Below are 18737 nucleotides of genomic sequence, written 5' to 3' on the forward strand. Positions count from 1 at the left end.
ACATAGGGATGTTCCTGATGAAGAAACTGTTCGGCTTGGCAGCGCTTGCTGCGTTCACTTTCGGCCAGAGCATGATGGCCCACGCGCTGGATGGCTCGGTGTCGGTGGGGGCCACGGGGGATGGGCAGATGGTTTACCGCCTGGGGCTGCAATCGGACTGGGACGCCAGTTGGTGGCAGACCAGCGTGGGGCGCCTGACGGGTTATTGGGATGGTGGTTATACCTACTGGAGCTCGTCCGACCATGGGCCGGCCAACAACACCTTGTCCTTCGCGCCGGTGTTTCGCTACGAGTTCGATGGCGGGGCGGTGAAGCCGTTTGTAGAAGCGGGGATCGGCGTGGCGCTATTCTCCAAACGCGAAGTGGGCGACAACAAGCTGGGCACGGCCTTCAACTTTGAAGACCGCATCGGTTTTGGTCTGCGGTTTGCAGGCAACCAGGAAGTGTCGATTCGGGCGATTCACTATTCCAACGCGGGCATCAAGCAGCCGAACGACGGGATCGAGGCGTACTCGCTCAATTACCGGATGCCGCTGAACTTCTGAACCGCATCGATCGCCCTGTAGCCGCTGCCGCAGGCTGCGCTGGCCCCGTGCCCGCTGGAGATTTTCAGTGTACGCAAGGGCCAGCGCAGCCTGGCGGCAGCGGCTACGGGATTGCCGCAGCGCGTTGTTGCAGGGCAGGGAATACCCCCGCCCACACCAGCGCCAGCCCTGCCATCGTTATCCCCGTGCCATGGGGAAAATCCACGCCCGCCAACCGCCCCCCTGCGTAATACGACAACGGCCCCGCCACCGCCCCCAACCCCGCCGCCAACCACCAGGGCCGCGCCGTCCACGCCAGGCAATGGCGCAAGGTCATGGCCAGCAACGGCCACAACAACGCCAGCCAAAGCGGCACCAGCCAACGGTTGGGGTGGAAGTCGTAGACATCCAGCCACATCAGCCCGCTGTCCAGCGCCAGGCCTATGAAGAAGGCTTCCACCATCAACCGACCGTCCCCGCGCCACACCCAGTGACCCAGCAAGATCATCAGCGCCAGTATCAGCCAACCGCTGTTACCCCCCAGCACGCAGATAAACCAGCCAGCCTGGAACAGCAGCGCATTGGCGACCTTCTCAAGCATCGAAGCGCCCAAGCAGCGGTTGTGGCTGGGCCGCCGGTTTGGCCAGCAGCAGCTGCGCGGTGCCGATGGTGCGCTCCAGGAACCCGCCTTCGCAGTAGCACAGGTAGAACTCCCACAAACGCAGGAAGTAGTCGTCGTAGCCCAGTTCACGCAGGCGGTTGTGGGCGCGGCGGAAGTTGTCGTGCCACAGGCGCAGGGTGCGCGCGTAATGCAGGCCGAAGTCTTCCATGTGCAGCAGGTTCATGTCGGTGTCGCGGCCCACGATCTGCAGCATCTTCTGCACCGACGGCAGCGCGCCGCCCGGGAAGATGTAGCGCTGGATAAAGTCGACGCTGTTGCGGGCCTGCTCGTAGCGCTGTTCACGAATGGTGATGGCTTGCAGCAGCATCACGCCGTCGGGCTTGAGCAGGGCGGCGCATTTCTGGAAGTAGGTGGCCAGGAAGCGGTGGCCCACGGCTTCGATCATCTCGATGGACACCAGCTTGTCATAGCTGCCGGTCAGGTCGCGGTAGTCGGACAGCAGCAGGGTGACACGATCCTGCAGGCCCTGGGCGTCGATGCGCTGACGGGTGTATGCGTATTGCTCCTTGGACAGCGTGGTGGTGGTGACCTTGCAGCCGTAATGGCTGGCGGCGTACAGCGCCATGCTGCCCCAGCCGGTGCCGATTTCCAGCAGGTGGTCGCTGGGCTTGAGCGCCAGCTTCTGGCAGATGCGTTCCAGTTTGTTCAGTTGCGCCTGCTCCAGGCTGTCATCGGCGTGGGTGAACTGCGCGGCCGAGTACATCATGGTCGGGTCCAGAAACTGTTCGAACAGGTCGTTGCCCAGGTCGTAGTGCGCCGCGATGTTTTTCTGCGAGCCCTTGCGCGTGTTGCGGTTGAGCCAGTGCAGGCTGCGCACCAGTGGGCGGCTAAGCCGCGCCAGGCCGCCTTCCATGCTGTCCAGCACGTCCAGGTTGCTGACGAACACGCGGATCACCGCCGTCAGGTCCGGGCTGCTCCAGTAGCCATGGATAAACGCCTCGCCGGCCCCGATGGAACCACCGCTGGCCACCAGCCCCCAGGCGGAGGCGTCGTGCACGTGGATCTCGCCCACCAGTGGCGAGGCCGGGTTGCCAAACAGCAGGCGATCATCGCCGTCCACCACCAGCAATTGCCCGTGGCGCAGTGTGTTGAGCTGGTTGAGCACGCCACGGCGCAGCAGCGCGCTGGTCAGGCCGTGGGTGCTGAACGGTAGGGCCTTGGCCGAGAAACTATTCATGGCGTCGTTCCTTTGCTTGAGCGGTGGCTGCGCGAAATGAACCGTGCGCGGGGCTGTGGTTGAAAATCGGGATACGTTTGAGCGCCAGGCGTACGGCCTGCCAGTAGATGGCCAGGCAGGTCTTGGCGGTCATCCACGGGAAGGCCAGTAATTGGCGATGCAGGTTGCCGCGGGTCATGGCCTGGCGGTGCAGGTTCAAGGTGGCGTCGAAGATTTTGCTGTCGCCCTGCCAGTCGGCCATGTGCACGCCCAGGCGCTCGGCGGGCGGGCTGAAGCTCATGCGGTATTCCAGGTCGCGGGGCAGGAACGGCGAGACATGGAAGGCCTTGGCCACGGCGAAGTGCTGGAAGCCCTCGCCGTCGGCGGGTAGCACGTAGTGATAGCGCTCGCGCCAGGGGGTGTTGGTGACTTCGCACAGGATGGCGACCAGGCGTTCCTGTTCATCGAAGCAGTAAAAGAAGCTGACCGGGTTGAACGCCAGGCCGAAACTGCGCGCCTGGGTCAGCAGGCGGATCGCACCTTGTGGCGCGAACCCCAGGGCCTGGGCCACGCACTGGCGCACGGCGTCGCTCAGCGATATGCCGGCGCGGGTGTGCTCGCGCAGGTAGTCGGTGGGCCGGAAGGCAAACGGCGCCCAGCGGCCACTGCCCGCCAGGGGCGACAGGCCGAGCACTTGCTGCTGCTCGGCCAGGTCCAGGTACAGCAGGCCGATACGGTAACGGAACTGGTGACCGCGCGGCGCGAAGCGGCGGTGGGCCACCCAGCCGCTGTACAGGGCGCTGTTCATAGCGCCTCCCCGAACGCATGGGCCACGCGCAGGGCGCTGGTGACGCCGTCCTCGTGAAAGCCGTTGGCCCAGTAGGCGCCGCAATAGTAGGTGTGCTGCGCGCCGTGCAATTCCTGCCAGCGGGCCTGGGCCGCCATGCCGGCCAGGCTGTATTGCGGGTGGGCGTAAGTGAAGCGGGCCAGCACCTTGGCGGGGTCGATATGGGCGCTCTGGTTGAGGCTGACGCAAAAGGTGGTGGGGCTGTCCAGGCCTTGCAATATGTTCATGTCGTAGGTCACGGCCGCCGCCTGGCCGTCGCCGCCCAACCGGTAATTCCAGCTGGCCCAGGCCAGGCGTCGCGAGGGCAGCAGGCGGGTGTCGGTGTGCAGCACCACGTCATTGTCGGCGTAGGGCAGGGCGCCGAGGATCTGCCGTTCGGCCCCGCTGGGGCTGGCCAGCAGCGCCAGGGCCTGGTCGCTGTGGCAGGCGAATATCACCTTGTCGAAACGTTCCGCGCCGCGAGGGCTGTGCACCGTCACCCCCTCTGCATCACGTTCGACCCGGCTTACCGGGCAATCCAAGTGAATGCGCTCGGCAAAGGCGGCGGTCAGCGGTGCTATGTAGCGGCTGGACCCGCCTTCCACCACATGCCACTGGGGCCGGTGAGTGACGGACAGCAGGCCGTGGTTTTTGAAGAAACGCACGAAGAACTGCAGGGGGAAGCCGAGCATGTCCTGCAGTGACATCGACCAGATGGCCGCGCCCATGGGCACGATGTAGTGGTTGATGAAGCGCTGGCCGTAACGCTTGCTGTGCAGGTACTCCCCCAGGGTGGTGCGCTCGGTGATGCGGTGGCTGGCCAGGTCGGCCACGGCTTCGCGGTTGAAACGCAGGATGTCCTTGAGCATGCCCCAGAAGCCTGGCGACAGCAGGTTGCGGCGCTGGGCAAACAGGCTGTTGAGGTTGTTGCCGTTGTATTCCAGGTTGTCGTGGGGGGCGCACACCGAGAAACTCATCTCAGTGGGTTTGAACGGCACCCCCAACTGGTCGAGCAAGGCGATGAAATTGGGGTAGGTCCAGTCGTTGAACACGATGAAACCGGTGTCGATGGCGTACTGTCGGCCCTGATGCTCGATGTCCAGGGTGTGGGTATGGCCGCCGATCCACGATGAGGCCTCGAACACCTGCACCTCGTGACGACGGTTGAGCAGGTAGGCACAGGTGAGGCCGGCAATGCCGCTGCCAACGATGGCGATCTTCATCAGGCATCCCCTCCCTGGGGTGGCTGGCGCACCATGCGCTTGCCGATGATCAGTTGCAGTTTGGCCGGCAGCCATGACAACAAGCGCAGGGCGGCCATGAATACGGCAGGGAAAGCGATTTCCAGCGGGCGTTTATCCAGGCGGTCGACAATATGCCGGGCCGCGTCTTCAGCACTGATGATCTGCGGCATGGGGAAATCATTCTTGCGCGTCAGCGGCGTATCGACGAAGCCGGGGCTTACCACGGTGACATCGATGTGCTGGTGGGCCAGGTCGATTCGCAGCGACTCGAACAGGTAGCGTAGCCCGGCCTTGGAGGCTCCGTAGGCTTCCGAGCGGGGCAACGGCACGTAGGTGACCGCACTGGCCACCCCCACCAAGTGTGGGCGTCGGCCTTTGCGCAGTAGCGGCAGCGCTGCTTCGATGCAATAGCTGCTGGCGAACAGGTTGGTGCGGAACACCCGCTCGAATACCTGCGCATCGAAGTGTTGGGCATCCACGTACTCGCAGGTACCGGCGTTGAGGATGGCACTGTCCAGCGCGCCCCAGGCCTGCTCGATCGCGGCGCCAATGGCCCGCACCTGCTCAGGATCAGTCAGGTCGCCGGGCACCACCAGTACTTGCCCGGGATAGCGCTGCTCAAGCGCCCGTAGCGGGCCCTCGCTGCGGGCGCTCAGGGCCAGGTGCGCGCCCTGGGCCAGCAATGCCAGCGCCAGCGCCTCGCCCAGGCCAGTGCTGGCGCCGGTCAGCCAGATGCGTCGAGGTGAGTCATCCATGATGCCCCCCGCTGACCTGCCGCTGGGGCAGGTTCTTGAAGGCCGTCAGGGCGCGCTCGCGGCTTTTGCCCAGGTCCACGATCGGCTGTGGATAACCGGCCGGGCCGAACAGGCCACCGGCGCCGGCGGGGTTGTGGATTTCCTTGGTGTTCAGGTCCGCCAGTTCCGGCAGCCACTGTTTGAGGAACACGCCGTGCTCATCGAAGCGGGCAGACTGGCTGTGGGGGTTGAAGATACGGAAGTAGGGCGCCGCGTCGGTGCCGGTGGAGGCGCTCCATTGCCAGCCGCCGTTGTTGGCGGCCAGGTCGCCGTCGATCAGGTGGCGCATGAAGAAACGCTCGCCCTCGCGCCAGTCGATCAGCAGGTTCTTGGTCAGGAACATCGCCACCACCATGCGCAGGCGGTTGTGCATCCAGCCGGTTTCCAGCAGCTGGCGCATGGCCGCGTCGATGATCGGGATGCCGGTGCGGCCGCGCTGCCAAGCTTCCAGCTCCTTGGGCGCATGTCGCCAGGCCAACGCCTCGGTTTCGCTGCGGAAGGCGCGGTGCATCGACACCCGTGGGTAGCCCACCAGGATGTGCCGGTAGAACTCGCGCCACAGCAGTTCGTTGATCCAGGTGACGGCGCCGACGTTGCCGCTGTCGAACTCGCCGCGGTTGTGGTTCATTGCCACGTGCAGGCACTGGCGCGGGGATACCACGCCCGCCGCCAGGTAGGCCGACAGCTGGCTGGTGCCGGGGCGCGAGGGAATGTCGCGCTCGGTGTTGTAGTACTCGATGGGCTCGTCGGCGAAATGATCCAGGCGGCGCTTGGCCTCGTCTTCACCGGCCGGCCACAGGGCCTGCAATGGCGCGCTGGGTGTGGGGAAACCCTGCACCTGGGTGGGTACTTCATCGCGCGCGACATGCACCGGGGCTTGGGCACTGGGCGCGCGCACCACCGCAGGCACGCTCTGGTGCAGGCGCTCGTAACACACTTTGCGGAATTGGCTGAACACCTGGAAGTAGTTGCCGGTCTTGGTCAGGATGCTGCCCGGTTTGAACAGCAGCCCATCCAGGTAGCTGTTTAAGGCGATGCCTTCCTTATCCAGCGTCTGCTGGACGGCGGCGTCCCGGCGGCTTTCGTTGACGCCGTATTCTTCGTTGCAGTGCACGGCGCTGATGTTGTGTTCCTGGCACAGCGTGAGCAGCACCTGGGGCGCCTTGTCCCACGTGTCGACCGTGCGGATCAGCAGCGGGATGTGCTTGGCGGCCAGTTGTTCGCTGAGCGCGGCGACGTTGCGCAGCCAGAAGTCCACCTTGCACGGCGCGTCGTCGTGCTGATGCCATTGCGCCGGGCTGACCAGCCACACGGCCAGGGTCGGGCCTTGGGCGCAGGCGGCGGCGAGGGCGGTGTTGTCGTGCAGGCGCAGGTCAGTGCGGAACCAGATCAGTTGCATGGGTTTTCCGTGTTCGGTCATCTCAGAGCACCCCCAGTTGCTGCAGGCATCGCTGCGCTGCCAGGGGGTTGTCGAAGCGATGCAGGTGCTCGGTCTCAGGGGTATGTACGGGCCAGTCGTGCTGGTGGATGCACACCGTTGGTCCGACAATCAGCGTCGGGCCGTGGATGCCGGCCAGCAGGCGCGGCAGTTGCGCAAGGTTCAGGGCCTTGGCCGAATACAGCAGTACGGCGCGGGCGCCCAGGCGTTCGGCGGCCATGGCCAGCTCGCCGGCGGGCAGCGGCCAGTCGAACACCTCCACCGGGCAATCGGCGCTGCTGGCCAGCCAGGCGCACAGCCACAGGTGCGGCTCCAGCGGCAGGTCCGATTGGTTGACCAGCAGCAATGGCGCGCCGTTGAGCTGGCGGTTGTTGTGGTAGATGCGCGCGCCCAGCTTGCTGCGCAGCCAGGACAGGAAGAACACGCGCTCCATCTGTGCGCCGAACTGGCCTTGCCAGCGTTGTTCCAGGTCGGCCAGTAGCGGCAGCAGCAGGTGTTCGCACAGGGTGATGGGCGGGTACAGGGCCATGGCCTGGTTGAAGGTGTCATCGACCCGGCGCTCGGCCAGTTCGCCAATGGCATGCATCAGGCTGGCGCGCAGGGGCTGCCAGTCGCCGCCACCGCTGATGTCGGCCGGGGCAGCCTGGGTGTTGTCGAGCAGCGCCATGACCTGACCGACTGCCACGCCCCGGCCCAGCCAGGTGAGGATCTGCTGGATGCGCTGGATATGCTCGGCGCCGTACAGGCGGTGGCCCTTGGCGGTGCGGTGCGGCACGATCAGGCCGTAGCGGCGTTCCCATGCGCGCAAGGTCACCGGGTTGACCCCAGTCTGGCGCGCGACTTCGCGGATCGGCAGCCAACCGTCACGCATGGCTTGCACGGCGTCGTCGCCGGCGGGGTGGGGGGTGCTCATGGGGTCAGATCGCATTTCGAAGGCTGAGGTTTTCCGGGTGCGGCTGCAGGTACACCTGCTGGCTCACGTACGGGTCGGGGTGCAGGCGCAGGTGGTGTTTGAGCAGCGTCAGCGGTACCACCAAGGGGACGATGCCCAGGCGGTACTGCTCGATCAGGTGCTGCATTTCCTGGCGGTCGGCGTCGTCCAGGCTGCGCTTGAAGTAGCCGCTCAGGTGCTGCAGCACATTGCTGTGGGTACCGCGGGTGGCGCAGCGCTTGAGGGCGGCCATCAGTTCGCTGAAATAGCGTGGGCCGATCTCGGCGGCGTCGCCACGGCCCATGGTGCCCAGCAGTTTGCCCAGCACCTTGTATTGCAGCGGGTTGTTGGCCATCAGTTGGTATTTGTAGCGCGAGTGGAATTGCATCAGGCCACGGCGGCTCAAGCCTTCGCTCAGCAGGGCCTGCCAGTCGGCGTAGGCGTACACGCGCACCATGAAGTTTTCCCGCAGCACGGCATCGCACAGGCGACCGTCTTCTTCCACGGGCAGGTCGGGGTGGGCGGCGCAGAACGCCTCGGCGTAGATGCCGCGGCCGCCTTCATGCTGCGGGGCGCCGTTGTCGCGGTACACCTTGACCCGTTCCAGCCCGCAGGAGGGTGATTTGTGCATGAAGATGTAGCCGCACAGGTCATCGAGTTCTGCGGCCATCTGTTCGCCGTAGGCGGCCAACGGCGCGGTGACATTGACGCTGGCGTCCACCGTACCCAGCGCCTGGGGATGCTGGGCATCGCCCACCAGGCGGATGGGTTGGCGGGGAATGCCCATGCCGATGGCCACTTCGGGGCACACCGGCACGAAGTCGAAATGTTCGGCCAGGCTGTGGGTGCACAGGCGCGATTCCTTGTGTCCACCGTTGTAGCGGACCTCGGCGCCCATCAGGCAGGCGCTGATACCGATGCGGGGCTTGGTGAGGTTGAGCATTGGGCGGACTCTTGTACAGATGGGTTTGCTTGTACAACTTATCCTTAATGGTAGAAGGTAAGCTGTACAAGTCAAACGGTTTGTACAAGTTTTTCGGGGCTGACGTATGGCGGCGTCAATGACGCGGCCTGGCGGCTGCTGCTACAGAGGGATTTGCGTAGCAGCAACGGTCTGTTGGACATGCACACTGTGGGAGCAAAGCTTGCTCGCGAGGGGCCCTCACTGACGCCATCGCGAGCAAGCTTTGCTCCCACAAGGAATCAGCGCCAACCCATCAACCAGCAATCGGCATCGCGCAAGGCCTGCCACGGCAACTGCTCGCTGCGCCCGGTCAGCACCGCCTGCAATTCAATATCAATGACCGTGCCTTCCTCATCACGGATCAACGCCGTGACCAGAAAATGTTTTTCACGTTGCTTGGGATGGGCTGCCGTCCATTTGGACAGCAGCAGTTTGCTCGGGTTGAGACGGTGAGGGACTGCGTTCATTCCAGGTGTTCAAGCAGTCGACGCGAGGCTTCCAGACCGCTGAGCCAGGCGCCTTCCACCCGGCCCGACAGGCACCAGTCGCCACAGGCGTACAGACCCAGGTCAGCATCGGCCAGCGCGCCCCATTCATGGGATGAGGCGGGACGGGCATACAACCAGCGATGGGCGATGCTGAACACCGGCGCCGGCATGGCGCAGTTGGCCAGCTCGGCGAAGGCGCCGTGCAGTTGCTCGATCACGGCCTCCTTGGGCAGGTCGATATGCTGTTTGCTCCAGCTGCTGGTGGCGTGCAGCACCCAGGTGTCGAGGGTGGCTTCGCGCCCGGGCTTGCTGCGGTTGCAGGCCAGCCAGTCCAGCGGGCTGTCCTGCACGAAGCAGCCTTGCATGGCCGTTTCCAGTGGTTTGTCGAACGCCAGGGCAATGGCCCAGGTGGGTTCCATTTGCACGCTCGCCGCAACGCCGGCCAGTTTGGGTGCGGCGGCCAGCAGCGCGGTAGCTTGCGGGGCGGGCAGGGCGATGATCACGTGGCTGAACGGGCCATGGCTGCATCCTTCGGCGTCCAGCAAATGCCAATGGTGCTTGCCGCGGAACACCTCGGTGATGCGGCAGCTGAACACCGCGTTCATGTCGCCGAGCATGGCCTTGGCGATGGAGCCCATGCGGGGTGTGCCAACCCAGCGGGTCTGCTCGTCGGGCGAGGAGCTGAGCACGCCGCCGTGGGAGTTGAACAGTTGCGGCTTCCATTCCTCGACACAGCCGGCAGCCTGCCAGCGTTGTACCTGATCGACGAAGCGCCGGTCGCGGGCAGTGAAGTACTGCGCGCCCAGGTCCAGGGAGCCGGCGTCGCTGCGCTTGCTGGACGCACGCCCACCCGGGCCGCGGCTCTTGTCGAACAGATGCGGCGTGTGCCCGGCCTTGAGCAGCGCCTGGGCCGCTGAGAGCCCGGCGATGCCGGTACCGATGATGGCGATAGGTACTGTCATGGTGGCCTCGTTACTTCTTTGCACAGACTACGCTTAAGGACAAACCTGTACAATAATCATTGTTAGTATAAGTTGCTGTCGTCCTTTTTCCGTTCGCTCTGTATCTATGTGAGAGCAGTCCGTGGGCAAAAGTGCCTCTCTACTTAAAAATAGACTAGCGATTTGCAGTCAACGCCACAGGAGGAAGCTGTCATGCACATTTTGCTGACCGGCGGTACGGGCCTCATCGGTCGCAGGCTCTGCCAGCAGTGGCTGGCGCAAGGTCATATGCTCACCGTATGGAGTCGCGATCCTGCCAGTGTGCCCCGTTTGTGTGGCCGTGAAGTGCGCGGTATTGGTCGCCTGGATGACCTGGGTGAAGAGTCGGTGGACGCCATCATCAACCTGGCAGGGGCGCCGATCGCGGACCGGCCGTGGTCGGAAAAGCGCCGCCAGTTGCTGTGGAAAAGCCGCATCGGCCTGACCGAAAAACTGCTCGCCTGGCTGGAAACACGGCAACAGCGCCCGGCCGTCCTGTTGTCCGGCTCGGCCGTGGGCTACTACGGCGACGGCGGCGAGCGTGAACTCACCGAGCAGTCGCAGCCGGTGCGCAAGGATTTTGCCAGTGACCTGTGCATTGCCTGGGAAGAGACGGCGGTGCGCGCTGAAGAACTGGGCATGCGCGTTGTGTTGCTGCGTACCGGCCTGGTGCTGGCGCCTGAAGGCGGCATGCTCAAGCGCCTCAAGCTGCCGTTCAAACTGGGCCTGGGCGGCCCCATCGGCAGCGGTCGGCAGTTCATGCCCTGGGTACACATCGACGATCAAATCGCCCTGATTGATTTTCTTTTGAACAAGCCCGACGCCAGCGGACCTTATAATGCCTGCGCCCCCGAGCCGGTGCGCAACCGCGAGTTTGCCCGGCGCCTGGGGCGGGCCCTGCACCGTCCCGCGTTCATGCCCCTGCCGGGGCTGGTGCTGCGCGTGGGGTTGGGCGAAATGTCGGACTTACTGCTGGGCGGCCAACGGGCCCGCCCGGTGCGACTGTTGGCGGCGGGCTTCACCTTCCGCTTCAACGATCTGCAATCGGCGCTGGGCGACCTTGCCCCGCGCCTCTGAAATAGGACGTTGCATGACCGATCATGCCCTGCTGCTGGTCAACCTGGGTTCGCCGGCCTCAACCTCGGTGGCCGACGTGCGCAGCTACCTCAACCAGTTCCTGATGGACCCCTACGTCATCGACCTGCCGTGGCCGGTGCGTCGGCTGCTGGTGTCGCTGATCCTGATCAAGCGCCCGGAACAGTCCGCCCACGCCTACGCCAGCATCTGGTGGGACGAAGGCTCGCCGCTGGTCGTCCTCACCCGCCGCCTGGAAGCGGTGATGCGCGAACAGTGGACCCACGGCCCGGTGGAAATCGCCATGCGCTACGGCGAGCCATCGCTCAATACCGTACTCACCCGCCTGGCCTCCCAAGGCGTGCGCACCATCACCCTGGCGCCGTTGTACCCACAATTCGCCGACAGCACCGTGACCACGGTGATCGAGGAAGCGAAGAAAGTGGTGCAGGAGAAAAAGCTGCCCGTGCAATTCAAGCTGCTGCAGCCGTTCTACGACCAGCCCGAGTACATCGACGCCCTGGTGGCCAGCGCCTCCTCGCACCTGGAGCAGTCGTTCGATCACCTGCTGCTCAGCTTCCATGGCCTGCCGGAGCGCCACCTCACCAAGCTCGACCCTACCGGCAGCCATTGCTTCAAGGACGCCGACTGCTGCCGCAATGCCTCGCCGGCAGTGCTTGCCACCTGCTACCGCGCGCAATGCATGCGCACTGCCGCAGCCTTCGCCGAGAAAATGGGGCTGCCTGACGGCAAATGGTCAGTGTCGTTCCAATCGCGGTTGGGCCGAGCCAAGTGGATCGAACCCTACACCGAGGCACGCCTGGATGAGCTGGCCAAGCAAGGGGTGAAACGCTTGCTGGTGATGTGCCCGGCGTTCGTCGCCGATTGCATCGAGACGTTGGAGGAGATTGGTGACCGGGGCAGGGAGCAATTTATCGAGGCAGGGGGCGAGGAGTTGGTATTGGTGCCTTGTCTGAATGACAACCTGCAGTGGGGGCAAGCTTTGAATGTGTTGTGCGAACGGGCGCCCGCGATGGCTTGACCTGTAGCCGCTGCCGCCAGGCTGCGCTGGCCCTCGTTTACGCTGTAGATCTTTGGTGTAGGCGCGAGACCAGTGCAGCCCGGTGGTAACGGTGAATGAGGCATGTCCCTGATTACCTCAGCTTTTGAACTGTTAAAAGGTTCGGATGTGTGTAGGAAATTTCAGCGCTTCAAGATCCATTTATCTCACTTCCTCTACAGAAAAATCTCGCCTTGCAGTAAGAAGCGTCTCGCATACACACGCCCTGTGAACGCTCAACATCGCTCTGGAATTCGAACAGAAATGGAGCGTTATATGAGTCAATGGAAGCCCGGCGAGACATTGCATATGGACGAGGGGGTTTACATAACCGCAAATCCGCCCGCGAGGTCTTACCTAGGTGCGGGTGGTGGAGGTCCGGGGGGCGGAGGTGCGGGATTTGGGAATACCCCTTGGGGACCTTACGAGGGACCACATCGAGGAACAGGGGGCGGGACAATTCCTCGACGGCAAGAGGCGACTATCCATGACATTATGGGTAGTGAACAAAGCGACCTTATCAAGCATTTGGACGCTGAGTACGCTCCGCTCAGGGTGGATGTTCCAAGGCAAATTGATGAGGCCGTCAGTACTGCCAAGGCTGCCAACAATGTCCCTGCCCTATCCCCTAGGGAAGGCATTATCCGGGAATACGTCATTGTTTCCGAGATGGCAGCAGAAAAGCAAAATCAATACCTCGCCAAATTACCATTGGCGCATCAGTTTTTTAATAACAACCCGATTTATCAGCTTAGTCATCAATATCTGAGTCGCATGATCGAGAAGAATGGGCTGTCTTCCCCCGAGGCCTTGCGAGCCAACTTCCAAGAGTGGGAACGCTCCTATCGTGCAGCCCAAGATCTGAATCTTGTGTCTGAATCGAGTCGCCTGCTCATCCGGAAGCTACCGGAAATTGCGGAGCGGCAGTATCAGATCGAGCAGGGAGTGCCGGGAGATAATAGCTCCCAGGTTCATACGCTTGAGCGTCGATTGGCTGCGATCAAATTCGAGCATCGACTGGTGTTTCAAGTGTTACCGGCTTTTCTGCAGGCGGCAGTGGTCGCCAAGACCAGCTCTACCCCTGAGTCTCATTTAACGCAAGCTTTGGAAGCAGACCGGCATGCTCTTGCCGAGCTTGCCGCACAGTATCAAGCAGCTATTGTTCCTCCCGCGAGCAAGCCAAACCCTTCCATCACGCCGCCACTCGCGAAGTTGGAGTTGGCAGGTCTCAAAAATCTCGTGGACTGGCAGTCCGCGAAGATTGTAGGCGCTAGGTGGGCTGATTATCACGCTTCTATTTACAATAGCGAGTGTGCTCGTTACCTGACTGAATGTGGGAGTGCCATATCTGAACTACTGGGTCGAGCCCAGCGGGACTCTGCACTTCTCCAGAATGTTGTCACAGCCGAGGCTGCGCGGATTACGGCGGAACAGCAAGCGCAAGAAGCGGCGCGGGTGGCGGCGGAACAGCAGGCGCAAGAAGCGGCGCGAGTGGCGGCTGAGCAGCAAGCACAACAAGCAGAGGCGCTTCAACGAAACACCTATTCATACGGCGCAGCAGCAGGGGTTCCCACCTTTGCTCAAGCGGGTGGGCGGCAGCTTTTATTGTCCGCAGCATCCAGCGCAGTATTACAGGGTGCTATTCGGACGGCGGTTGCCACGCTCGTTGCCGGTACTGGCGCAGTGCTTTCTGTACTGGGCTCCCCAATTGTAGTAGCGGGAGTGGTGGTTGGGGTCTTCGTTGTGGCAGCGGCAGTCATAGTCGGGAAAAACGAACGCTCCTTTTCCATCACTACACCTTTGTCAGATGTGATGCCCGTTGAGAATCTCGACATACAGGGGATCAGCGCTGCGGGTGGCGTGATCGAGCTGCCCTACACGCTGGTTACTGATTGGGTCGGGGATAAAGCTCGGGTTTCGGTTGTTAAACCGGATGGTCATGTTGTTCCCAGCACTGCGAAGGTTTTGGCTGCGAAATTCGACGCAGCCCAGAATGTCTTTACGGTGAAAATGGACTCACCCTCGCGTACTTTTACGTTTACACCGATGGCACCGCCCGGTGGTGACATTCCTTCATCCACGACGACGCCTGGCGAGCTTCCCGTGGAAAATCCGAAATATGAAGGTGTATCACTTGAGCCTGTTGTTATTGAAGCTGAACGGCTGCCCTCGCACCAGATAGAGGGTACTCAGAGCATCATCCTGGTTTTTCCAAAAGACTCTGGGCTGCCGCCATTGTTGGTGGTGTTCAGCAGTCCATACGGGGAAACCGACACTACTGGCGAACATAGCAAGCGAAAGTACTTAGCAAGAAAGGCTGGTGGTCCGGTTGAGAAGCTCGACTGGCGCAGTGCAGAAATACAGATTGAAGGAGTCGAATTGGTCAGAATTCACACGGCTAGATTTGGCGATACTGCTGATAATGCAGTAATGATTGAACGGCTGGCTGCCATAGCAGAAGGTCGCCTTGAAGTGACAGATGTGGATAGGCGTTACTATACTCATGAGATTCGAGAGCTGCAGCGATATCGTAATTTAGGAGTGGCTGACGGAGTCGATCCTAAAGATGATGCCATATGGAATAGTGCGCATGCAGCTACACTGGAAGATTACCAACTCTCGGATGACCCTTCGCTATTGTATACGCGCGAGGCTGAAGAGGCAGCTCTGAAGCAAATGGAACAGGAGTACGGGTTATGAATTTGAAAGCAATTGTGGATGGGTTGTCGCCTGAGGAGGTCGTTCGGTTTTTGGCAGGCTTGAAGAATGGAGTTGATTATCCGCATATCGACCGGATGTTGACATGGTATCGCAGCCAGAAGATGGATAACGTCGACGTTTTAAAGTTGGTGGGTGATTTGAAAGAGCGAGGTGTGATTCAGCACGCTGCGAATGGTGGGAGATATGTTAAAGGCGTAAATTGGAGTCCTGTGGATATTTCTCATTTCAATGAAGGTGGTGACGGGGGGCGCGTGGCTTGATAGGCTAACGCAGATTGAATGCCTATACGCTGGCTCGGCACGGCGGACTGGATATTCAGTTGAACAGTTTTTCTATGAACAGCTTATCCAGGGTCGAGGAGGCTGAGCTAGCTTCTCGGATCGCGTCTAGTTGTTCAAGGGAAAGGGAGATAACCCTGAATGGATTGTTCTTCGATTTCAGTCTCATTGAGTTTGGACAAGGCGATTACCTCTGCGCAATTTGAAAATTAAAACGCCGCCATCCCATTAATTGCGGATAGCGGCGTCAAATACAGCAACAGATCAGGACCCTACCTCACTCCCCAACCTTCTCCTTCCAATCCCCATGCCCCGGCAGAATCAGGTTCAACGCAATCGCCACCACGGCGCACAGCGCGATCCCCTTCAAACCAAAGTCATGCGGCCCGGTACCGGTGCCGATCAGCACGCCACCAATACCAAACACCAGCGTCACCGAGATAATCACCAGGTTGCGCGCTTCGCTGAGGTCGATCTTGTGGCGGATCAGGGTGTTCATGCCCACCGCGGCGATGGAGCCGAACAGCAGGCACAGGATGCCGCCCATGACCGGCACCGGGATGCTTTGCAGCAGGGCGCCGAATTTGCCGATGAACGCCAGGCTGATGGCGAAGATCGCCGCCCAGGTCATGATTTTCGGGTTGTAGGCCTTGGTCAGCATCACCGCGCCAGTCACTTCGGCGTAGGTGGTGTTGGGCGGCCCGCCGAACAGGCCGGCCGCGGTGGTGGCGATGCCGTCGCCCAGCAGGGTACGGTGCAGCCCCGGGGTTTTCAGGTAGTCGCGGCCGGTGACGCTGCCCACGGCGATGACGCCGCCGATGTGTTCGATGGCCGGCGCCAGGGCGACGGGCACGATGAACAGGATCGCCTGCCAGTTGAACGCCGGCGCGGTGAAGTGCGGGAGGGCCAGCCAGGAGGCGGCGGCGATCTTGGCGGTGTCGACCACGCCGAAGGCGAACGACAGGGCAAAGCCCACCAGCACGCCGGCGATGATCGGCACCAGGCGGAAGATGCCCTTGCCGAACACGGCGACGATCAGGGTGGTGAGCAGCGCCGGCATGGAGATGAACATGGCGGTGCTGTACGGCAGCAGTTCGGTGCCGTCACCGGCCTTGCCCATGGCCATGTTGGCGGCGATCGGCGCCATGGCCAGGCCGATGGAGATGATCACCGGGCCAATGACCACAGGTGGCAGCAGGCGGTCGATGAAACCGGTGCCCTTGATCTTCACGGCCAGGCCCAGGAAGGTGTACACGAAGCCTGCGGCCATGACCCCGCCCATGGTCTCGGCCAGGCCGAACTGGCCCTTGGCGAGGATGATGGGGGTGATGAAGGCGAAGCTCGACGCCAGGAACACCGGGACGGTGCGGCCGGTGACGATCTGGAATAGCAAAGTCCCCAGACCTGCGGTAAACAGCGCTACGTTGGGATCCAGGCCGGTAATCAGCGGCATCAATACCAGTGCGCCGAATGCCACGAAGAGCATTTGCGCACCGGAGAGGATCTGGCGCCAGAGCGGGTCGTTGAACTCGTCGGTCATGATGCTCAGGCGTCCTTCTGCTTGGTGCCGAAGATCTTGTCGCCGGCGTCGCCCAGGCCCGGGATGATGTAGCCGTGTTCGTTCAGGCGCTCGTCAACCGAGGCGGTGTAGATTTTCACGTCCGGGTGGGCCTTCTCGACCACGGCGATGCCTTCGGGCGCGGCTACCAGCACCATGGCGCGGATGTCCTTGCAGCCGGCTTTCTTCAGCAGGTCGATGGTGGCGACCATGGAACCGCCGGTGGCCAGCATCGGGTCGATGATCATGGCCAGGCGCTCGTCGATTTCGGGGACGAGTTTTTCCAGGTAGGTGTGGGCTTCCAGGGTTTCTTCGTTGCGGGCTACGCCCACGGCGCTGACCTTGGCGCCCGGGATCAGGCTGAGCACACCTTCCAGCATGCCGATGCCGGCGCGCAGGATAGGCACGACAGTGATCTTCTTGCCGGCGATTTTCTCGACCTGGACGGTACCGCACCAGCCGTCGATGTCGTAGGTTTCCAGGGGCAAGTCCTTGGTGGCCTCATAGGTCAGCAGCGCGCCGACTTCCTGGGCGAGCTCGCGAAAGTTCTTGGTGCTGATGTCGGCACGGCGCATCAGGCCGAGCTTGTGGCGGATCAGCGGGTGGCGAATCTCGAGGATTGGCATGGGGAAAGACTCCGGGCGGGCAAAAAAACCGCGCTAGATTAATCTATTCAGGTGGCACTGTCGTGCAGACATACTGGACGTTAGTCCAGAAAAGCTTGATCTGTGCCGGGCGGATGCGTACCTTTGCCCGCTTTTCTCAGACCACCCCCCCTTTGGAGAGCGTCATGTCCGCTGATCTCGAGCACATCCGTCAAGTCATGGACGAGGCCGACTGCCTGTACACCGAAGCTGAAGTAGAGGCGGCCATTGTCCGTGTCGGCGCCCAGATCACGGCTGAAATGGCCGACAGCAACCCGGTGGTGTTCTGCGTGATGAACGGCGGCCTGATCTTCGCCGGCAAACTGCTCACCCAGCTGAAGTTCCCGCTGGAAGCCAGCTACCTGCACGCCACCCGCTACCGCAACGAAACCAGCGGCGGCGACCTGTTCTGGAAGGCCAAGCCGGAAGTGTCGTTCATCGACCGTGATGTGCTGATCATCGACGATATCCTCGATGAAGGTCACACCCTGAGCGCGATCATCGACTTCTGCAAGCATGCCGGCGCGCGTGCTGTGCATACCGTGGTGCTGATCGACAAGGAACATGATCGCAAGGCCAGCCCGGGCCTGAAGCCTACCTACTCGGGGCTGCCGTGCATCGACCGTTATATCTTCGGTTATGGCATGGACTACAAGGGTTACTGGCGCAATGCTGCGGGTATCTATGCTGTGAAAGGCATGTAATACCGCGTCGCCCTTTTCGCGGGCACGGCCCGCTCCTACAGGGTTGCGCGGTATCTGTAGGAGCGGACTGTGTCCGCGAAGGCAGCAACACAAATTAACGTGCTAGAGTGCTGGGCTGCCCTTCAGGAGCTCGCCCATGCGTTTGATGATTGCTGCACTTGTCCTGCTGTCCAGTCTGCCCCTCGCCGCCGCCCCCATGCATTCCCAGTTCCTGCCGCCAGACGACCTGGCCCTGCGCAAGGAACAGCCTGACCAACAGCAATTGCTGCAGATCACCGAATTTTCCGTGGTGGTCGGCAATCAGCGCCTGTCCAGCCAGCAACCCATCCCGGTTACCTCTTCGGTCACCGTGCGGCTCAAAGGCAAACCGCTGAACAAGGGCGCTACCATCGGCCAGGTGCTGCTGACCTTCGATGCCGAAAGCAAAAGCCTGAAAAAGCCCGCGTATGACGAAGGCAGCAAGACCCTGACCCTGAATTATCCCCTGGGCCAGTACCGCACCATCATGGATTTGCTGCGCAATGACACTGTGTATGTGCAGTTCCTCACCTACCCCAATGGCCATATCTGGGCCGACCTGCACACCGGCGCCGTACGCGCGCGTTGAGCCGTCTGGCTGCGGGGGGTAAACTCGCTGTCCCGTGAAATGACCGCGATAGCTAGTTGGAGTG

19 protein-coding genes are annotated in these 18737 nt (G+C 62.1%); 7 read left to right on the forward strand and 12 right to left on the reverse strand.

Annotation, left to right across the window (positions count from 1 at the left end):
* Positions 1-17 precede the first annotated feature (17 nt).
* On the forward strand, positions 18-545 hold the full coding sequence (locus ACZ9GA_RS01300; protein WP_457357707.1) for an acyloxyacyl hydrolase: 528 nt from the start codon (positions 18-20) through the stop codon (positions 543-545).
* Positions 546-648: 103 nt separating this feature from the next.
* Here the strand turns inward: ACZ9GA_RS01300 and ACZ9GA_RS01305 are convergent, their stop codons facing one another.
* The 10 genes from ACZ9GA_RS01305 to ACZ9GA_RS01350 all read right to left on the reverse strand — a co-directional run bounded on the left by ACZ9GA_RS01305 (position 649) and on the right by ACZ9GA_RS01350 (position 10009).
* Positions 649-1125: a DUF2878 domain-containing protein gene (locus ACZ9GA_RS01305; protein WP_457357705.1), complete on the reverse strand. Its 477-nt coding sequence runs from the start codon at positions 1123-1125 to the stop codon at positions 649-651.
* Positions 1118-2383, reverse strand: a complete 1266-nt coding sequence (locus ACZ9GA_RS01310) for a class I SAM-dependent methyltransferase (RefSeq protein WP_457357703.1) — start codon at positions 2381-2383, stop codon at positions 1118-1120. The genes ACZ9GA_RS01305 and ACZ9GA_RS01310 overlap by 8 nt, the downstream gene beginning before the upstream one ends.
* Positions 2376-3170 carry a DUF1365 domain-containing protein gene (locus tag ACZ9GA_RS01315; RefSeq protein WP_457357702.1) on the reverse strand — a complete coding sequence of 265 codons (795 nt, stop codon included), beginning with the start codon at positions 3168-3170 and terminating at the stop codon, positions 2376-2378. Before ACZ9GA_RS01315 ends, ACZ9GA_RS01310 begins: the two co-directional genes overlap by 8 nt.
* Entirely contained in the window at positions 3167-4411 is a 1245-nt protein-coding gene (locus ACZ9GA_RS01320; protein ID WP_457357700.1) for an NAD(P)/FAD-dependent oxidoreductase, read from the reverse strand. Before ACZ9GA_RS01320 ends, ACZ9GA_RS01315 begins: the two co-directional genes overlap by 4 nt.
* Positions 4411-5187, reverse strand: a complete 777-nt coding sequence (locus tag ACZ9GA_RS01325) for an SDR family NAD(P)-dependent oxidoreductase (RefSeq protein WP_457357698.1) — start codon at positions 5185-5187, stop codon at positions 4411-4413. The genes ACZ9GA_RS01320 and ACZ9GA_RS01325 overlap by 1 nt, the downstream gene beginning before the upstream one ends.
* The gene (gene phrB / locus ACZ9GA_RS01330) at positions 5180-6625 is read right to left on the reverse strand and encodes a deoxyribodipyrimidine photo-lyase (protein WP_457357696.1); all 1446 of its coding nucleotides are present in this window, start codon (positions 6623-6625) and stop codon (positions 5180-5182) included. The genes ACZ9GA_RS01325 and phrB overlap by 8 nt, the downstream gene beginning before the upstream one ends.
* Before the next feature lie 22 nt (positions 6626-6647).
* Complete coding sequence (locus tag ACZ9GA_RS01335; protein ID WP_457357695.1) at positions 6648-7577, reverse strand: MerR family transcriptional regulator; 930 nt, start codon at positions 7575-7577, stop codon at positions 6648-6650.
* Positions 7578-7581: 4 nt separating this feature from the next.
* The gene (locus tag ACZ9GA_RS01340) at positions 7582-8538 is read right to left on the reverse strand and encodes a YbgA family protein (RefSeq protein WP_457357693.1); all 957 of its coding nucleotides are present in this window, start codon (positions 8536-8538) and stop codon (positions 7582-7584) included.
* 260 nt (positions 8539-8798) lie between these two features.
* On the reverse strand, positions 8799-9026 hold the full coding sequence (locus tag ACZ9GA_RS01345; RefSeq protein WP_457357691.1) for a TIGR02450 family Trp-rich protein: 228 nt from the start codon (positions 9024-9026) through the stop codon (positions 8799-8801).
* Positions 9023-10009, reverse strand: coding sequence for an NAD(P)/FAD-dependent oxidoreductase (locus ACZ9GA_RS01350; RefSeq protein WP_457357689.1), 987 nt, complete (start codon positions 10007-10009; stop codon positions 9023-9025). Before ACZ9GA_RS01350 ends, ACZ9GA_RS01345 begins: the two co-directional genes overlap by 4 nt.
* 192 nt (positions 10010-10201) lie before the next feature.
* Between ACZ9GA_RS01350 and ACZ9GA_RS01355 the strand changes: the two genes are divergently transcribed.
* The 4 genes from ACZ9GA_RS01355 (at position 10202) to ACZ9GA_RS01370 (ending at position 15142) form a co-directional block, all read left to right on the forward strand.
* The gene (locus ACZ9GA_RS01355) at positions 10202-11104 is read left to right on the forward strand and encodes a TIGR01777 family oxidoreductase (RefSeq protein ID WP_457357687.1); all 903 of its coding nucleotides are present in this window, start codon (positions 10202-10204) and stop codon (positions 11102-11104) included.
* Positions 11105-11117: 13 nt separating this feature from the next.
* On the forward strand, positions 11118-12143 hold the full coding sequence (gene hemH / locus ACZ9GA_RS01360; RefSeq protein WP_457357685.1) for a ferrochelatase: 1026 nt from the start codon (positions 11118-11120) through the stop codon (positions 12141-12143).
* Positions 12144-12245: 102 nt separating this feature from the next.
* A complete protein-coding gene (locus ACZ9GA_RS01365) occupies positions 12246-14861 on the forward strand; it encodes an S-type pyocin domain-containing protein (RefSeq protein WP_457357684.1) in 2616 nt (871 codons plus the stop codon).
* Complete coding sequence (locus ACZ9GA_RS01370) at positions 14858-15142, forward strand: hypothetical protein (protein WP_457357682.1); 285 nt, start codon at positions 14858-14860, stop codon at positions 15140-15142. Before ACZ9GA_RS01365 ends, ACZ9GA_RS01370 begins: the two co-directional genes overlap by 4 nt.
* A 295-nt stretch (positions 15143-15437) precedes the next feature.
* On the opposite strand, the gene ACZ9GA_RS01375 is transcribed toward ACZ9GA_RS01370, so the two are convergent.
* Positions 15438-16700, reverse strand: a complete 1263-nt coding sequence (locus ACZ9GA_RS01375; protein ID WP_457357680.1) for a uracil-xanthine permease family protein — start codon at positions 16698-16700, stop codon at positions 15438-15440.
* Positions 16701-16705: 5 nt separating this feature from the next.
* Positions 16706-17344, reverse strand: coding sequence for a uracil phosphoribosyltransferase (upp, locus tag ACZ9GA_RS01380; protein ID WP_027979138.1), 639 nt, complete (start codon positions 17342-17344; stop codon positions 16706-16708).
* Between the two features lie 164 nt (positions 17345-17508).
* On the opposite strand from upp, the gene ACZ9GA_RS01385 reads away from it, so the two are divergent.
* Entirely contained in the window at positions 17509-18066 is a 558-nt protein-coding gene (locus ACZ9GA_RS01385; protein WP_455921863.1) for a hypoxanthine-guanine phosphoribosyltransferase, read from the forward strand.
* A 136-nt stretch (positions 18067-18202) separates the two neighbouring features.
* Positions 18203-18673, forward strand: coding sequence for a hypothetical protein (locus tag ACZ9GA_RS01390; RefSeq protein ID WP_455921864.1), 471 nt, complete (start codon positions 18203-18205; stop codon positions 18671-18673).
* Positions 18674-18737: the final 64 nt, after the last annotated feature.

It is taken from the genome of Pseudomonas sp. TE3644, assembly GCF_056278815.1.

Coding starts and splice junctions, on each gene's coding strand:
- ACZ9GA_RS01310 (WP_457357703.1), bottom strand. CDS start 2,383: ATGAATAGTTTCTCGGCCAAGGCCCTACCGTTCAGCACCCACGGCCTG.
- hemH (WP_457357685.1), top strand. CDS start 11,118: ATGACCGATCATGCCCTGCTGCTGGTCAACCTGGGTTCGCCGGCCTCA.
- ACZ9GA_RS01300 (WP_457357707.1), top strand. CDS start 18: ATGAAGAAACTGTTCGGCTTGGCAGCGCTTGCTGCGTTCACTTTCGGC.
- ACZ9GA_RS01375 (WP_457357680.1), bottom strand. CDS start 16,700: ATGACCGACGAGTTCAACGACCCGCTCTGGCGCCAGATCCTCTCCGGT.
- ACZ9GA_RS01320 (WP_457357700.1), bottom strand. CDS start 4,411: ATGAAGATCGCCATCGTTGGCAGCGGCATTGCCGGCCTCACCTGTGCC.
- ACZ9GA_RS01305 (WP_457357705.1), bottom strand. CDS start 1,125: ATGCTTGAGAAGGTCGCCAATGCGCTGCTGTTCCAGGCTGGCTGGTTT.
- ACZ9GA_RS01365 (WP_457357684.1), top strand. CDS start 12,246: ATGTCCCTGATTACCTCAGCTTTTGAACTGTTAAAAGGTTCGGATGTG.
- ACZ9GA_RS01390 (WP_455921864.1), top strand. CDS start 18,203: ATGCGTTTGATGATTGCTGCACTTGTCCTGCTGTCCAGTCTGCCCCTC.
- ACZ9GA_RS01315 (WP_457357702.1), bottom strand. CDS start 3,170: ATGAACAGCGCCCTGTACAGCGGCTGGGTGGCCCACCGCCGCTTCGCG.
- ACZ9GA_RS01345 (WP_457357691.1), bottom strand. CDS start 9,026: ATGAACGCAGTCCCTCACCGTCTCAACCCGAGCAAACTGCTGCTGTCC.
- ACZ9GA_RS01325 (WP_457357698.1), bottom strand. CDS start 5,187: ATGGATGACTCACCTCGACGCATCTGGCTGACCGGCGCCAGCACTGGC.
- ACZ9GA_RS01350 (WP_457357689.1), bottom strand. CDS start 10,009: ATGACAGTACCTATCGCCATCATCGGTACCGGCATCGCCGGGCTCTCA.
- ACZ9GA_RS01355 (WP_457357687.1), top strand. CDS start 10,202: ATGCACATTTTGCTGACCGGCGGTACGGGCCTCATCGGTCGCAGGCTC.
- ACZ9GA_RS01370 (WP_457357682.1), top strand. CDS start 14,858: ATGAATTTGAAAGCAATTGTGGATGGGTTGTCGCCTGAGGAGGTCGTT.
- ACZ9GA_RS01385 (WP_455921863.1), top strand. CDS start 17,509: ATGTCCGCTGATCTCGAGCACATCCGTCAAGTCATGGACGAGGCCGAC.
- upp (WP_027979138.1), bottom strand. CDS start 17,344: ATGCCAATCCTCGAGATTCGCCACCCGCTGATCCGCCACAAGCTCGGC.
- ACZ9GA_RS01335 (WP_457357695.1), bottom strand. CDS start 7,577: ATGAGCACCCCCCACCCCGCCGGCGACGACGCCGTGCAAGCCATGCGT.
- ACZ9GA_RS01340 (WP_457357693.1), bottom strand. CDS start 8,538: ATGCTCAACCTCACCAAGCCCCGCATCGGTATCAGCGCCTGCCTGATG.
- phrB (WP_457357696.1), bottom strand. CDS start 6,625: ATGCAACTGATCTGGTTCCGCACTGACCTGCGCCTGCACGACAACACC.